General features: G+C 39.5%; 16 protein-coding genes. 15 read left to right on the forward strand and 1 reads right to left on the reverse strand.

Going from position 1 to position 14,453, the window contains the following annotated elements; translation table 11 throughout:
* Positions 1-13 precede the first annotated feature (13 nt).
* The 14 genes from iscU (at position 14) to tsaA (ending at position 12,445) form a co-directional block, all read left to right on the forward strand.
* Positions 14-394 (forward strand): Fe-S cluster assembly scaffold IscU, encoded by a 381-nt coding sequence (gene iscU / locus N7931_RS15220; RefSeq protein ID WP_262795203.1) that lies wholly within the window; start codon positions 14-16, stop codon positions 392-394.
* A gap of 44 nt (positions 395-438) precedes the next feature.
* On the forward strand, positions 439-762 hold the full coding sequence (gene iscA, locus N7931_RS15225) for an iron-sulfur cluster assembly protein IscA (RefSeq protein WP_262795204.1): 324 nt from the start codon (positions 439-441) through the stop codon (positions 760-762).
* Positions 763-800: 38 nt separating this feature from the next.
* Positions 801-1,316, forward strand: coding sequence for a co-chaperone HscB (gene hscB, locus N7931_RS15230; protein ID WP_262795205.1), 516 nt, complete (start codon positions 801-803; stop codon positions 1,314-1,316).
* 22 nt (positions 1,317-1,338) lie between these two features.
* Positions 1,339-3,204 (forward strand): Fe-S protein assembly chaperone HscA, encoded by a 1,866-nt coding sequence (hscA, locus tag N7931_RS15235; protein WP_262795206.1) that lies wholly within the window; start codon positions 1,339-1,341, stop codon positions 3,202-3,204.
* A gap of 1 nt (position 3,205) precedes the next feature.
* The gene (gene fdx, locus N7931_RS15240; RefSeq protein ID WP_262795207.1) at positions 3,206-3,544 is read left to right on the forward strand and encodes an ISC system 2Fe-2S type ferredoxin; all 339 of its coding nucleotides are present in this window, start codon (positions 3,206-3,208) and stop codon (positions 3,542-3,544) included.
* Positions 3,545-3,704: 160 nt separating this feature from the next.
* Positions 3,705-4,130 carry a nucleoside-diphosphate kinase gene (gene ndk, locus N7931_RS15245; RefSeq protein ID WP_262795208.1) on the forward strand — a complete coding sequence of 142 codons (426 nt, stop codon included), beginning with the start codon at positions 3,705-3,707 and terminating at the stop codon, positions 4,128-4,130.
* Between the two features lie 150 nt (positions 4,131-4,280).
* Complete coding sequence (locus tag N7931_RS15250; protein WP_262795209.1) at positions 4,281-5,405, forward strand: bifunctional tRNA (adenosine(37)-C2)-methyltransferase TrmG/ribosomal RNA large subunit methyltransferase RlmN; 1,125 nt, start codon at positions 4,281-4,283, stop codon at positions 5,403-5,405.
* The gene (gene pilW / locus N7931_RS15255; protein WP_262795210.1) at positions 5,386-6,222 is read left to right on the forward strand and encodes a type IV pilus biogenesis/stability protein PilW; all 837 of its coding nucleotides are present in this window, start codon (positions 5,386-5,388) and stop codon (positions 6,220-6,222) included. The genes N7931_RS15250 and pilW overlap by 20 nt, the downstream gene beginning before the upstream one ends.
* On the forward strand, positions 6,219-7,280 hold the full coding sequence (locus tag N7931_RS15260) for a RodZ domain-containing protein (protein WP_262795211.1): 1,062 nt from the start codon (positions 6,219-6,221) through the stop codon (positions 7,278-7,280). Before pilW ends, N7931_RS15260 begins: the two co-directional genes overlap by 4 nt.
* A gap of 2 nt (positions 7,281-7,282) precedes the next feature.
* Positions 7,283-8,401, forward strand: coding sequence for a flavodoxin-dependent (E)-4-hydroxy-3-methylbut-2-enyl-diphosphate synthase (gene ispG / locus N7931_RS15265; RefSeq protein ID WP_262795212.1), 1,119 nt, complete (start codon positions 7,283-7,285; stop codon positions 8,399-8,401).
* Between the two features lie 159 nt (positions 8,402-8,560).
* Positions 8,561-9,835, forward strand: a complete 1,275-nt coding sequence (gene hisS, locus N7931_RS15270; RefSeq protein ID WP_262795213.1) for a histidine--tRNA ligase — start codon at positions 8,561-8,563, stop codon at positions 9,833-9,835.
* Between the two features lie 10 nt (positions 9,836-9,845).
* Positions 9,846-10,478, forward strand: coding sequence for a YfgM family protein (locus N7931_RS15275; RefSeq protein ID WP_262795214.1), 633 nt, complete (start codon positions 9,846-9,848; stop codon positions 10,476-10,478).
* Positions 10,478-11,698: an outer membrane protein assembly factor BamB gene (gene bamB, locus N7931_RS15280; RefSeq protein WP_262795215.1), complete on the forward strand. Its 1,221-nt coding sequence runs from the start codon at positions 10,478-10,480 to the stop codon at positions 11,696-11,698. Before N7931_RS15275 ends, bamB begins: the two co-directional genes overlap by 1 nt.
* A 9-nt stretch (positions 11,699-11,707) precedes the next feature.
* Positions 11,708-12,445, forward strand: a complete 738-nt coding sequence (gene tsaA, locus N7931_RS15285) for a tRNA (N6-threonylcarbamoyladenosine(37)-N6)-methyltransferase TrmO (RefSeq protein WP_262795216.1) — start codon at positions 11,708-11,710, stop codon at positions 12,443-12,445.
* On the opposite strand, the gene N7931_RS15290 is transcribed toward tsaA, so the two are convergent.
* On the reverse strand, positions 12,420-13,016 hold the full coding sequence (locus N7931_RS15290; RefSeq protein WP_262795217.1) for a YtjB family periplasmic protein: 597 nt from the start codon (positions 13,014-13,016) through the stop codon (positions 12,420-12,422). The genes tsaA and N7931_RS15290 overlap by 26 nt on opposite strands.
* 160 nt (positions 13,017-13,176) lie before the next feature.
* Between N7931_RS15290 and serB the strand changes: the two genes are divergently transcribed.
* Entirely contained in the window at positions 13,177-14,229 is a 1,053-nt protein-coding gene (gene serB / locus N7931_RS15295; protein WP_262795218.1) for a phosphoserine phosphatase SerB, read from the forward strand.
* Positions 14,230-14,453: the final 224 nt, after the last annotated feature.

A 14,453-nucleotide genomic window follows, 5' to 3' on the forward strand; every position in this document is an offset into this window, starting at 1 on the left:
GAGGAATTGAATCATGGCATATAGTGAAAAAGTAATCGACCATTATGAGAATCCTCGTAATGTAGGTAGTTTCGATAAATCAGATGCAAATGTTGCAACTGGTATGGTAGGTGCGCCAGCTTGTGGTGACGTGATGAAATTACAATTAAAAATTTCAGATGACGGCATCATCGAAGACGCTAAGTTTAAAACTTATGGTTGTGGCTCTGCGATTGCTTCAAGCTCATTAGTAACTGAATGGGTTAAAGGTAAATCGATTGAAGAAGCATCAAGCATCAAAAATACTGATATTGCGCAGGAACTAGCTTTACCTCCGGTAAAAATTCACTGTTCAATTTTGGCTGAAGATGCAATTAAAGCCGCAATTAACGATTATAAATCGAAGCGCAGTTAAGATTTATACAGTTACCCAGAGATAAATTTAGGAGTTAATACCCAATGGCAGTTACATTGACCGAAACCGCAGCTGACCGAGTTAGACATTTTTTGTTAAACCGAGGAAAAGGCATTGGTTTACGCTTAGGGGTAAAAACCTCTGGCTGCTCGGGTATGGCTTATATTATTGAATTTGTGGACGAGCTTAATGCCGATGATCAGGTTTTTGAAGACAAAGACGTTAAAGTCATTGTTGACGCTAAATCTTTATTATATCTGGACGGCACTGAGCTTGATTTTGCTAAAGAAGGGTTGAACGAAGGGTTTAAATTTAATAACCCGAATGTAAAAGATGAATGTGGCTGCGGTGAGAGCTTTCACGTTTAAAAATATTCTTCAACGCTTCTTCCATCGATAGGTAATCAATGAATTATTTCGAGTTATTTAACTTTGAAGTGGGTTATGACCTCGATGTGAAACAATTGGCGGATCGTTACCGCCAATTACAACGAGCTTTTCATCCTGATCAGTATGCCAGTGGCAGTGAATCTGAACGCTTATTAGCAGTTAAAAAATCTGCTCAAATCAATGATGCTTTTAGCACTTTAAAATCACCGGTTGCCCGCGCTGAATATTTATTAGCCATGGCCGGAATTGAACTTTCGCACGAAACTAAAACCTTGCAAGATCCTGTATTTTTAATGCAGCAAATGGAATATCGTGAACATTTAGAAGATATTCAGCAAATGTCTGATCCACTCAATGCGATTATGGAATTTGAACAAACGCTTGAGCAGGAACAAAGTGCATTGCAGCAAGCAATTAGTGCACAATTACAAAATAAAGATTTTGATGCAGCAGCTAATTCAGTTCGTAAACTTAAATTTATGATTAAATTAAATAGCGAACTAGAGCGTTTAGAAGACCAAATCGCAGACTAAAACCAACTAAGCAAATTAATCTATGGCTTTATTACAAATTTCAGAACCCGGTCAAACCGCAGCACCTCATCAACGTAAACTGGCTGTCGGGATTGATTTAGGAACAACCAACTCATTAGTCGCTACTGTACGCAGTGGCGAGGCGTTACCTTTAGCTGATCAAAATGGTATTAAAATGTTGCCGTCTGTCGTGCAATATCAGCAAGATAATATTGTGGTTGGTTACAATGCACTTGAGCAGGCCGAAGCCGATCCAGAAAATACCATAATATCGGTTAAGCGTTTTATGGGACGTTCTTTGGATGATGTATTAACCACATATCCTGAATTACCTTATCAATTTGAAGGTGACTCTGCTAATTTAAGCCGAATTAAAACCCGTCAAGGCAATAAATCCCCCATTGAAGTTTCAGCCGATATTTTATCTGCGTTAAAACAAAGAGCAGAGCACAGCTTAGGTGATGAACTACAAGGGGTTGTGATTACGGTACCTGCTTATTTTGATGATGCGCAGCGCCAAGGTACAAAAGATGCAGCCCGAATTGCTGGGTTAAAAGTTTTACGCCTATTAAACGAACCAACAGCCGCGGCGATTGCCTATGGTTTAGACTCTAAACAAGAAGGCGAAATTGCTGTTTATGATTTAGGTGGCGGTACCTTTGATATTTCAATTTTAAAGCTGGAAAAAGGCGTATTTGAAGTCTTATCAACCGGTGGTGATTCTGCCTTAGGTGGTGATGATTTTGATCAGGCAATTGTTAACTGGATTAAAGTTCAAGCTGAGTTAAATCAAGTATTATCTTCGCGCGAACGCCGAGTGTTAAAAGAGCAGGCTAAAAAAGCGAAAGAAGCGTTATCTGATGCCGATTCAACTCAAATTCAGTTTAAGTTGGATAATCAAACTCAAATTGAATTAACTTTATCTTTAGCTGAGTTTAACCAAATGGCGCTGCCATTAGTGCAAAAAACCATTATTGCTTGTCGCCGAGCATTAAAAGATGCACAACTTAAAGCCGGTGAGATTAAAGATGTCGTGTTAGTTGGCGGCTCTACTAGAGTGCCGTTAGTTCGCGAAAAAGTGGCAGAATTTTTTGGCCAGCAGCCGCTTAGCTCAATTAACCCGGATGAAGTTGTTGCAGTTGGCGCCAGTATTCAAGCGGATATCTTGGTTGGCAATAAACCAGATTCGGATATGGTATTACTGGATGTGACCCCGTTATCTTTAGGGATTGAGACAATGGGCGGGTTAACTGAAAAAATTATTAGTCGTAATACGACGATTCCTGTTGCTAAAGCGCAAGAGTTTACCACGTTTAAAGACGGGCAAACTGCTATGGCAATTCATGTAGTGCAAGGTGAACGTGAATTGGTTAAAGATTGCCGTTCACTGGCTCGTTTTGAGCTGCGTGATATTCCACCAATGGCAGCAGGTGCTGCGCATATCAGAGTGACTTTTCAGGTAGATGCTGATGGTTTGTTATCTGTGACCGCGATGGAAAAATCAACAGGTGTTCAAGCAAGTATTCAGGTAAAACCAAGCTATGGACTGGAAGAAGAAGAAATTCTTTCTATGTTGAAATCATCAATCGATAATGCTCAAGAAGATGTTGAGGCAAGACGATTTGCTGAGCAAACTGTTGAAGCCGCTCGCATGATAGAGTCACTTGGTAACGCGCTTAAAGCAGACGGTCATTTACTGGATGAGAAATCGCGTCAAACCTTATCAAACGAACTTGAGGTTTTACATCAGCTCACTTTGCAAAATGATGCAGAGGCGATAAAAAAACAAATTGAAAAAATTGATCAGTTAAGTCAGGATTTTGCAGCCTTGAGAATGGATCAATCAATTAAACTTGCCTTAAAAGGCCAACAGGTAGACGAGATTTAATATGCCACAAATTATATTTTTACCACATCCTGAGTTATGTCCAGACGGAGCAGTAACAGAGGCTGAAAACGGTGAAAGCGTATTAGACGTAGCGCTTAAAAACGGAATTGATATTGAACACGCATGTGAAAAATCATGTGCCTGTACAACTTGTCATGTGATTGTCAGAGAAGGTTTTGATTCGCTTGCAGAAAGTGATGAGCTGGAAGACGATATGCTAGACAAAGCCTGGGGACTGGAAGCCGAGTCACGTTTAAGCTGTCAGGCGTTTGTAAAAGACGAAGATTTAGTGGTAGAAATACCAAAATATACCATTAACATGGTGAGTGAAAATCACTAAATCAACAAACTTAAAGCCAGCTAAATTAGCTGGCTTTTTTTGCGCGTTTTAAAAATAGGTCAATTTATTGATAATTGAACTTGACTAAAACCATGAATTTATTGATAAGATTGAACCAGATTAAATACATCACTAGCATTTTAATTTAGGAATTAAAATAATGGCAATTGAACGCACTTTATCTATTATCAAACCTAATGCTGTCAGCGCCCATAAAATTGGTACTATCATTGAACGTTTAGAGTCAGCCGGTTTTACGATTGTTGCTTGTAAAATGGTTAAATTAACCGAAGAGCAAGCTGAAGGTTTTTATGCTGAGCACAAAGAACGTGAGTTTTTCCCTCGTTTAATGAGTTTTATGTTATCTGCACCAGTTGTTGTACTGGTTTTAGAGCGCGATAACGCCATTGAAGCTTATCGTGAAATTATGGGCACAACCGATCCTGAAAAAGCAGCAACCGGTACTATTCGCGCCGATCATGGTGAAAATGTGACAATTAATGCGGTTCATGGGTCAGATAGCCCACAGAGTGCAGCCCGAGAAATCGCTTATTTTTTTGCAGAACAAGAAGTGAATAGCTATTAAACTCTGATTAATAAATATTTGTTCACTAAAGCCAACAGTTTTACGTTGATTTACTAATCAAATTGCTTTTAAGTCGTTGCTATTATTTGCAATGTGCGGTGAATGCCGTAAAATTGCGGGCTGTTCGTTCATCTTAGGTAAGTAGTTTAAATGTCATCCAATTCAGCCAAAATTAACCTGTTAGATCTAGACCGCAATGCAATGCGGGAATATTTTGCTTCAATCGGCGAAAAAAGCTTTCGTGCCGATCAAGCTATGAAATGGATTTATCATTATGGTATGGATGATTTTTCGCAAATGAATAACTTCAGCAAAGCTTTGCGCGCGCGTTTAGCTGAAGAGTGTGTGGTTGAAGGGCCGGAAATTTCGGTTAGACAAGCGTCAAAAGACGGCACAATTAAATATGCGATGAAACTAAAAGGTGGACAGGAAGTTGAGTCTGTTTGGATACCAGAGGGTGATCGCGCTACTTTATGTGTATCGAGTCAGGTTGGTTGTGCACTTGAATGTACATTCTGTTCAACTGCGCAGCAGGGCTTTAACCGTAATTTATCGGTTGCCGAAATTATCGGTCAGGTTTGGCGGGTTGCTAAAGATATTGGTCCGGTAAAAGTAACGAATAAACGCCCGATCACCAACGTGGTCATGATGGGTATGGGCGAGCCTTTGTTAAATTTGACGAATTTAGTGCCTGCATTAGAGCTAATGATGGATGATTTAGCTTTTGGTTTATCTAAACGTCGGGTGACAGTTAGTACATCCGGGGTTGTACCGGCACTAGATAAGTTAAAAGAAAAAATTGATGTTGCATTAGCCATCTCACTTCATGCGCCAAATGATACTTTACGCGATGAAATTGTACCGATTAATAAAAAGTACAATATTGAAGCATTTTTAGCTGCATCTCGCCGTTATATTGAAGGCTCTAAAGCCAACGAAAAAGTCACGGTTGAGTATATTATGCTGGATCATATTAATGACAGTACCGATCAGGCGCATGAACTTGCTAAAGTATTAAAAGGCACACCATCAAAAGTGAATTTAATTCCTTTTAACCCGTTTCCGGGAAGTGACTATGGCCGTTCAAGCAACTCAAGAATTGACCGGTTTGCAAAAGTATTGGCCGGTTATGGCTTAACCACAGTGGTACGAAAAACTCGCGGGGATGATATTGATGCAGCTTGCGGACAACTGGTCGGCGAGGTGGTAGACCGCACTAAACGTATGTTGAAAAAACAACAAAAAGGCGAAAGCATTGATATTAAAATGGCCTGAGCTAAATAGTATGATTCATCACAAGCCGCTACTGACTGTAGCGGCTTGTTTGTTATTGTCTATTACGGTTAGTGGCTGTGTTCAGCATAAAACTTATGTGGGTACAGATAAACCCGTTGTTGAAAAAGAATTAGACCCGGTCAATGCGGCTAAAAACAGAATTGCACTGGGGTTAACTTATCTGCAAAAAGGTAATACTCAACAAGCTAAGTTTAATTTAGAAAAAGCATTAGAGTTTGCACCAGATTTAGCCGAGGCAAACTACTCGATGGCTTATTATTATCAAACTGTTAATGATTTTGATAAAGCCAGAGCTTATTATGAAAAAGTCATCGACTTAGATGATAAAAATGGTGATGCTTATAATAATTATGGTGTATTTTTATGCCAGCAAGGCGAAGTTGAAAAAGCAAAACAGCTTTTTTTAGCCGCGATTGAAATTGATAGCTATCTTAGAGTTGCACAAACTTACGAAAACTTAGGCTTATGTTTATATAACACAGGCATTGAGGATTATCAGACACAGGCTAAACCGTATTTTGCCAGAGCATTAGGGTATGACCCTAAGCTGGTTAAATCGGTGGCTTATTTAACGCAAATAGCAATAGATGAACATAATTTAGCAGACGCTAAAAGATTTCTGCAAAGATTAGATAAACTGGTTCAAGGACATAATGCGAGTATTTTATGGCTGTCTTATCAGCTAGCTCAGGCAAGCGGACAAAGTGCACAAGCGCAACATTATGCACAAATGCTAATCGGTGAGTTTCCGGAAAGCTCAGAAGTACAATTATATTTAGAATCGATTAAAAAATGATGACTCAAGTTGAACAAGAAAACGAAACTAATTCTGAAAATACGACCCATTCATTGCCGACTCCCGGCGCAATTTTAACGCAGGCGCGTGAGCAAAATCAGTTATCGCAACAAGATGTTGCAGACAGCCTAAATTTAAAATTAGTGATAGTTAAAGCAATAGAGCAGGATGAATTTAAGCAAATGCCTGCTGCTACTTTTACTAAAGGGTATTTACGCTCTTACGCGAAGTTAGTCGCGGTGGATGAAAATAAAGTGATTGAAGCATATCAGGCGTTAGGTATTAGTCAGGTCGCACCTAAAATTGATATGAAAAGCTTTTCTAAAAAAAATAAGCTAAAAAAATCAGATGACCGCTCGTTAGTCATGCCATTTATTATTTTGTTACTTATCATTATTGTTGGTGGCTTTTTATGGTTCAGCGGTAAAGATTCACTATGGTCTTTTAAGTCAGCTGATGAAATGAGTGCAAACTCGCCATTAAGTATCGAGTTAGATAATGTTGAGTTAGAGGTTGCTGAAACCGATAATTTTCCAACCCAAGCGGAGTTAACCCAACAAGTTCAGCAAAATTTAACCAATGAAACTGAATTGACTGCGGCTGAATATGAAGCAGAGCTAACAGAAAATGTACTAACAGATTCAGAAGTGGCTGAACCAGAAAATATAGAACCTGCCAACATCGAGGCCACTGAAGACGTTATATCCAGTTCTGAACAAACCTTTTTAGCAGAACCAAATACCAGTGATGCAGACGCAGAGCTAACAGCGGTAAATGCTGAGCCTGAATCAAATCAAGTGGTCACCGGTGAGCATGTTGTTAGTATGCAATTTGAAGCGGATTGTTGGATTAATATTTTAGATGCCACAGGTGAAAGAATTGCTTATGGGGTTAAAAAAGCCGGCCGTTTAATGCAAGTAAGCGGACAAGCACCGTTTGAAATTACATTAGGTGCACCGGAAAATGTACAAGTTAGTTATAATGATCAAGCTATTGATATGCAACAGTTTAAAAAAGGCATGGTAGCTCGTTTTTCATTACCGTTAGAGAATGAATAATTATGTTTAAAGAAACACCAATTAAACGCAAACAAACTAAAAAAATCTGGGTTGGCTCTGTTGCGGTAGGTGGCGATGCACCAATTGCCGTACAAACTATGACCAATACATTAACAACGGATGTGGAAGCAACGGTCGCTCAAATTAATCGAGTTGAGCAAGCTGGCGCAGATATTGTTAGGGTATCTGTACCAACAATGGAAGCGGCAGAAGCATTTAAGCTTATCAAACAGCAAACTAATATTCCGATTGTTGCCGATATTCACTTTGATTACCGCATTGCCTTAAAAGTGGCTGAATATGGAGTCGACTGCTTACGTATTAATCCGGGTAATATTGGTCGTGAAGATAGAATTCGTGCTGTTGTTGATTGTGCCCGTGATAACAATATTCCAATTAGAATTGGGGTCAATGGCGGTTCACTTGAAAAAGATTTACAAGAAAAATACGGCGAACCGACTGCGCAGGCATTGTTAGAGTCAGCGATGCGTCACGTCGATATTTTGGACAGGCTTAACTTTGATCAATTTAAAGTGAGTGTTAAAGCATCGGATGTATTTTTAGCTGTTGATGCGTATCGTTTATTGTCTCAGCAAATTGATAACCCGCTGCATTTAGGTATTACCGAAGCTGGCGGTGCACGAACCGGCGCAGTTAAATCCGCAATTGGTTTAGGCATTTTATTAAATGAAGGCATAGGTGATACGTTACGAATTTCACTGGCGGCCGATCCGGTTGAAGAAGTTAAAGTCGGTTTTGATATTTTAAAATCACTGAGAATCCGTAGCCGAGGAATTAATTTTATTGCATGTCCAAGCTGTTCAAGACAAGAGTTTGATGTGATTAAAACGGTTAATGCGTTAGAACAAAGGCTTGATGATATTACCACCGCAATGGATGTTTCCATTATTGGTTGTGTGGTAAACGGCCCGGGTGAAGCATTAGCGTCAGACATTGGTTTAGCCGGCGCAGCTAAACAAAGTGGGTTTTATGTAGACGGTGAACGCCAGAAAGAACGTATAGATAATGACGATATTGTGGATACGTTAGAGAAACACATCAGAGCAAAAGCGGCTCGGGTAGATGAAAAAAACAAAATTGATGTTCAGCAAGTAGATTAAAACAGTTCAATTGCATTAAATTGGATGTAAGTTGACTAGATATTAAGCAACTAAAATAGGGCGCTTTGCCTTTTAGGTGAAGTTCTCTATAATTCAGCCTTTTGTAATATATTGTTAATTAATCGCTGAGTGTGTAACTGAGTGTAAGCGAGAAAAAGCGTGTCAAAAAATATTCAGGCAATTCGAGGCATGAACGACTGTTTGCCGAGCCAAACGCCAGTCTGGCAAAAAGTAGAATCTGTATTAAGAGATGTAGTGAATCGCTATGGTTATAGCGAAATCAGAATGCCAATTGTCGAAATGACAGAGCTATTTAAACGCTCAATTGGTGAAGTAACAGATATCGTAGAAAAAGAAATGTATACCTTTGATGATCGTAACGGGGATAGCTTAACCTTACGACCAGAAGGAACCGCCAGTTGTGTACGTGCCGGTAATGAACATGGTTTGTTGTATAACCAGATTCAGCGATTATGGTATATGGGACCTATGTTCCGTCACGAGCGTCCACAAAAAGGACGTTATCGTCAATTCCATCAATTTGGGGTGGAAACATTTGGCATGAATGGACCGGATATAGATGCGGAAATTATCGCTCTAACGGCTAGAATGTGGAAAGAGCTAGGTATTAAAGAGCAGGTTCGTTTAGAAATTAACTCGTTAGGTTCAAATGAAGAAAGAGCAACTTACCGTGATGCTTTAGTTGAGTTTTTAAAGCAGCATGAATCAGCATTAGATGATGACTGTCGCCGCAGAATGTTAACTAATCCATTAAGAGTATTAGATACCAAAAATTCTGATATTCAGGTGATTTTAAAAGATGCTCCAAGATTATCTGATTATTTTGGCGAAGAATCGAAAAAACATTTTTCAGGTTTGTGTGAACGTTTAGACGCTTTAGGTATCCAATACCAGGTTAACGAAAGGCTGGTACGTGGTTTAGATTATTATAATTACACAGTTTTTGAATGGATTACTGAAAGTTTAGGTGCTCAGGGTACAGTTTGTGCTGGCGGTCGTTACGATGGTTTAGTTGAGCAACTTGGTGGTAAAGCAACTCCAGCCGTTGGTTTTGCAATGGGACTTGAGCGTTTAGTTTTAATGCTTGAAACTTTAAAATTAAATGAAGATGTTCGCCGTGCAGTTGATGTTTATGTCGTGATGTTAGGTGAGCAGGCAGAAATTAAAGCACCAGCCATTATTGAAACGTTAAGAGATCAGCTACCGGATGTTCGGATTCAACTGAACTGTGGCGGCGGGAATTTTAAAAAGCAATTTAAAAAAGCAGATAAAAGCGGTGCAGAAATCGCGCTGGTTTTTGCCGAAGATGAAATTGCTAACCAAAGTGTAAGTGTTAAACATTTACGTAAACAACAAGAACAAATAACAATAAGCCTGAGCGATGCAGCACAGGCAATTGCAAAAGAGCTATAAGGGGACAGTCATGGAAATTTATTCAACTGAAGAACAACAGGTTGAAGCTATTAAGTCAATTTGGAGCAAATACGGCGGCGCTATTATCGGTGGTGTTGTTGTTGGTTTAGCAAGTATCTATGGCTGGAACTGGTATCAAGATAATGAAAAAGCAACGCAAGAAGCACAATCATTAGCTTACCAGCAAGCAACTGAAAATGTATCAGTTGATAACACAGCAAAAGTTCAGTCATTTATTGAAGCAGAAAAAGGTTCAGGTCTAGCAACTTTAGCCGCTTTACAACTGGCTAAAACTTATGTTGAAGCTAATCAATTAGATAAAGCCGCAGAGCAACTTAAATGGGCAAAAGACAATACTCAGGATAAATCAGTTCAGGATTTAGCCACTTATCGTTTAGCCCGAATTGAATTTGCTCAAGGCAATGCCGATGCTGCGTTAGATTTGGTTAACGCACCTAACAGCGAAGCATTTACAGCACAGTTTGCTGAATTACGTGGCGATATTTTATTAAGCCAAGGTGATGCTGATAAAGCTCGTGGTGAGTATCAAACCGCTGCTGACAATGATGGCTTAATGGGTAACCCTGGCCTTAAAATGAAATTAGATAATTTAGCTCAAGATAACGGAACGGTTGCGTTGTAATGAAGTTTAAACAAGCGAGAAAAACGGCTGTTGCTATTTTAGTTATATCAGGATTAGTTGGTTGTGCATCAAACGACGAAGATCCAGATTCACTACCGGCTGAAAAACCGGAAATTCAGAATCAATTTTCAACCAAAGTTGAATGGCGAAAATCGGTAGGCGAAGGCATACAAGCATTTTATTCTCGCTTGAAACCTGCGGTTGGTTACGACAAAGTATTTGCCGCAGACCGCTCCGGTTTAATTACCGCTTATGAACAAACATCTGGTAAACAGGTTTGGGAAAAAGATATTCGAGCAAAAGAAGAAAGCTACTTACGCTGGTTTGGCATTAATATGTCTGCGGATGTAAGAGTTTCTGGCATGGTCGCATCTTACGAAAAACTGTTTGTTGGTTGTGAAAACGGCCAAATCTATGCGCTGGATATTAATACCGGTGAGCAACTTTGGCAGGCTTCTGTATTAGGGGAAATTTTATCAGCCCCGATAGCAGAAGAAGGTAAAGTGATTGTCAATTTAGGCGCTGGTAATACAGTTGCGTTAGATGCAGATGATGGAAAGCAGCTTTGGGATTCCATTTCTGAAGTGCCTACTTTGACTATTCGAGGTGTATCGTCTCCGGCTTATGCGCAGGGCGGTGTATTTGTGGGTGGTGCTAACGGTAAGTTATTAACTTATGCGGCGGCTAATGGCCAGCTTGCTTGGGATGTTGCCATTGCCAAACCTCAAGGTTCAACTGAGCTTGCCCGTATTGTTGATATTGATGCAACGCCAATTATCTCTGGTTACAACTTATATGCGTTATCAGCGGGCGGTGCGTTAAGTTCAATTGATATGCGAAGTGCGCGTGTTGTTTGGAAGCGTGAGTACCGCGGTTACGAAAATATGACGCTTGACGGCAGCCAATTATTACTCAGTGACGATCACAGTGTATTATATTCGGTTGACGCTCGTACTGGGGTTGAAAACTGGTCTAACTTGAAACTGCGTAATCGTCAGGTAACAGCCGGTGCTGTATTTGGTGATTATTATGTGGTCGGTGATTTTGAAGGTTATTTATATTTCTTTAATAAAACCGATGGTGAGTTAGTTTATATGCGCCAATTAGATAACGAGTCTTTGGTCGCTCAGCCCGTTGTTGAAAACGGACTATTATATGTTCAAACCAGAGAAGGTGATTTATTTGCAATTTCTCTGCCGCAAACTCAAGATGAGTCTTAATCATTTATAATGAAGCAGACTTCACCAGCCTGGCCAATTGAAATCATTGGTCAGGTTGAATCACCTTTCAAAGAAAAGTTCTCTGTACCACGCCAGCCAAACTTGGCCTCAGCCGTTAGAGGCAAAATTCATTTTTTTGCGCCTTTTAATCAAGCTCCATGTTTTGCTGGATTAGAGCAATTTAGTCATATCTGGCTACAATTTATTTTTGATAAAACCGCAGAGCAGGGCTGGAAGCCTAGTGTGAGACCGCCCAGATTAGGCGGCAACAAAAAAGTCGGGGTATTTGCAACCCGTTCACCGTTTCGGCCAAATCCAATTGGTTTATCTTGTGTTGAGTTAATTTCGGTTGATATTAATCAACAGCAGGAAGTCAGTTTAACCATTGCAGGGTTAGATTTGGTGGATAAAACGCCGATAGTCGATATTAAGCCTTATGTGCCTTATGCGGACAGTCTGGCCGATGCAAGTAGTTTGTTTTCACCGCAAGCGCCGGATTTATTAAATAAAGTCGAATTTTCTACCAACTTAACCAGCCAAATTCAGCAAATTAGTCAATCTATTCCAGAGTTTGCCCAAGTTGTTGAGCAGGTATTATTGCAAGATCCAAGACCGGCATACCATAAAAAAGATCCGCAAATAGATCGTATTTATGGCGTGAAATTATATAACTTTGATATTCGTTGGCAGATCAATGATCAGATATGTTATGTCGTTGCGATTAATCCGCAGGATCAGACTGAATAATATTACTTACCTGACGGTAAAATGCCCGGCTGAATAGCAGCCCAGCTAAGCCAGCTAAAAACAACATTAATCGGCCAGTAGAACTTTGTTTTTCAAGCATTTGTTGTTGGGGTTCATTAAAGCGGTTTTTATCATAGCTGACCCGTAAATAACCTAACAGAGTATGGTTATCGTCATATAACTCAGTTACGGTTGGAATAATTGAGACAGAGCCATAAGGGTTTAATCCGGTTGCATCTGCCACAGATAAGCTATTGGTTGAACGCGCAATGATTTTACCTTTTTCATCATACAAACTGGCATCAATAATACGCTTGGAAATCACAATATAATCCAGCGTTTCAGCGGCATTTTCAAAGCCTTTCATATATAAAAAACGCTGTGCCAGCATATCACTTAGTTCTCTTGCCGTTTGATAATTATACTCTCGGAACTTAACGTCAAAATAGCGGTTTTGATCAAGCCATAAACCTAAAATGACAAAAATAATAGCGCTGGCAAGGCCTGCCTGAACTATTTTTCGGATAATCCAGCGTTTATCACTTTTGTATATGTTATTGATTAAGTTCATAAAAAAATAAAGGTAGAGAAGACAGCCAGTGCCAAATATATCGAATGACAACAAATAACGCAAAAAGAATCGCGCAATCCGCTAGATTATCTTATCTTGTTTATTTAAATATCCGATTTTTTCAGTACAATATTCAAAATTTTTTAGATAAGAGCTTTTTGTGAATCCATTTTCAGAATTAACTGAGCAAACCATAAACTCAGATGCTTTGTTTGCTACACACTATCTTCCTTTGCTTTGTGAACAAAATAAAAAGCAAGATACATTAACCATTGAACTTGATCCAGCAGATGCCACACGTTATCGCTTAACGTCGCAATTTACGGCAACTGGTCCAGAATTAATTATTTATGCACAAAATTTAACTCAAGCTCAGTTTGACCATGTTAGTCGCTTTTGCCAGCAACAAGCCATTCAAATGCAGACTTGTTATTTAATTGCGGCAATTGACGGTCAAAATGATTGTGCAGTGAGTTGGTGTTTAAACCAGAGCTTAACCGAAAATGTTTTTGCCGAGCTAAAACAATGGGCTTTAGAGCAAGGGTTAGAAATTTGGCAAGTAAACCAGCGTCCAAGTTTATCTGAGCCGGGTTTATTGTTAATGGATATGGATTCAACCACGATTAAAATCGAGTGTATTGATGAAATTGCAAAATTGGCCGGAGTGGGTGAAGAAGTTGCAAAAGTGACTGAACTGGCAATGCTGGGTAAGCTAGATTTTGCTGAAAGTTTACGTGGACGAGTTGCTACGTTAAAAGATTGCAACGAAAGTGTATTGCAGTCGGTTGCCGATAATTTACCTTTAATGCATGGTTTAGAGCGCTTAATTAAAGTGTTGAAACAACATCACTGGAAAGTGGCTATTGCCTCAGGTGGTTTTACTTTTTTTGCTGATAAGTTAAAAGCGCAACTGGGTTTAGATGCCGCAGTAGCTAATGTGTTGACCATTGAAAATGGAAAATTAACGGGCGAAATAACGGGTGAAATTGTTGATGCCCAAGTTAAAGCACGCACGTTAAATGAATTAGCGGCAAGTTTTAATATTCCTCAGTCGCAAACAGTTGCAATGGGCGATGGTGCTAACGATTTAGTGATGATGTCAGCCGCTGATTTAGGGGTTGCATTTGAAGCTAAACCGATAGTGCAGGATAAAGCTGATGTTGCGATTAATCATCATGGCTTAGATGCATTATTATTTATTTTAAAAGCTTAATTTTTCTTTTTAGCTTTTTTATTTTTATAACTCTGGTTTTCATCACTTTGTTTTTATCTCCCAAACAAACCCGTTTGGGAGATAACTTAACTAACCTCAATTCGGTTTAATGAATATGTTTCAAACGGTCTTTTTTCGCGGGTACTGCGTTAAATTCACTTGCAATACGACCCCATGGATGGGGGAGGTAGAGCGACGTCGGAACTAAAGCCGAGACTAGCTAT

Origin of the sequence: Catenovulum sp. 2E275, from assembly GCF_025515275.1 — a bacterium.
In the GTDB taxonomy this organism is placed as follows: domain Bacteria; phylum Pseudomonadota; class Gammaproteobacteria; order Enterobacterales; family Alteromonadaceae; genus Catenovulum.

What these genes read in the sequence shown, in the direction of transcription:
- hscA (WP_262795206.1), top strand. Translation starts at nt 1,339, where the DNA reads ATGGCTTTATTACAAATTTCAGAACCCGGTCAAACCGCAGCACCTCAT.
- ispG (WP_262795212.1), top strand. Translation starts at nt 7,283, where the DNA reads ATGTTTAAAGAAACACCAATTAAACGCAAACAAACTAAAAAAATCTGG.
- iscU (WP_262795203.1), top strand. Translation starts at nt 14, where the DNA reads ATGGCATATAGTGAAAAAGTAATCGACCATTATGAGAATCCTCGTAAT.
- N7931_RS15290 (WP_262795217.1), bottom strand. Translation starts at nt 13,016, where the DNA reads ATGAACTTAATCAATAACATATACAAAAGTGATAAACGCTGGATTATC.
- N7931_RS15250 (WP_262795209.1), top strand. Translation starts at nt 4,281, where the DNA reads ATGTCATCCAATTCAGCCAAAATTAACCTGTTAGATCTAGACCGCAAT.
- hscB (WP_262795205.1), top strand. Translation starts at nt 801, where the DNA reads ATGAATTATTTCGAGTTATTTAACTTTGAAGTGGGTTATGACCTCGAT.
- N7931_RS15275 (WP_262795214.1), top strand. Translation starts at nt 9,846, where the DNA reads ATGGAAATTTATTCAACTGAAGAACAACAGGTTGAAGCTATTAAGTCA.
- ndk (WP_262795208.1), top strand. Translation starts at nt 3,705, where the DNA reads ATGGCAATTGAACGCACTTTATCTATTATCAAACCTAATGCTGTCAGC.
- N7931_RS15260 (WP_262795211.1), top strand. Translation starts at nt 6,219, where the DNA reads ATGATGACTCAAGTTGAACAAGAAAACGAAACTAATTCTGAAAATACG.
- tsaA (WP_262795216.1), top strand. Translation starts at nt 11,708, where the DNA reads ATGAAGCAGACTTCACCAGCCTGGCCAATTGAAATCATTGGTCAGGTT.
- fdx (WP_262795207.1), top strand. Translation starts at nt 3,206, where the DNA reads ATGCCACAAATTATATTTTTACCACATCCTGAGTTATGTCCAGACGGA.
- iscA (WP_262795204.1), top strand. Translation starts at nt 439, where the DNA reads ATGGCAGTTACATTGACCGAAACCGCAGCTGACCGAGTTAGACATTTT.
- bamB (WP_262795215.1), top strand. Translation starts at nt 10,478, where the DNA reads ATGAAGTTTAAACAAGCGAGAAAAACGGCTGTTGCTATTTTAGTTATA.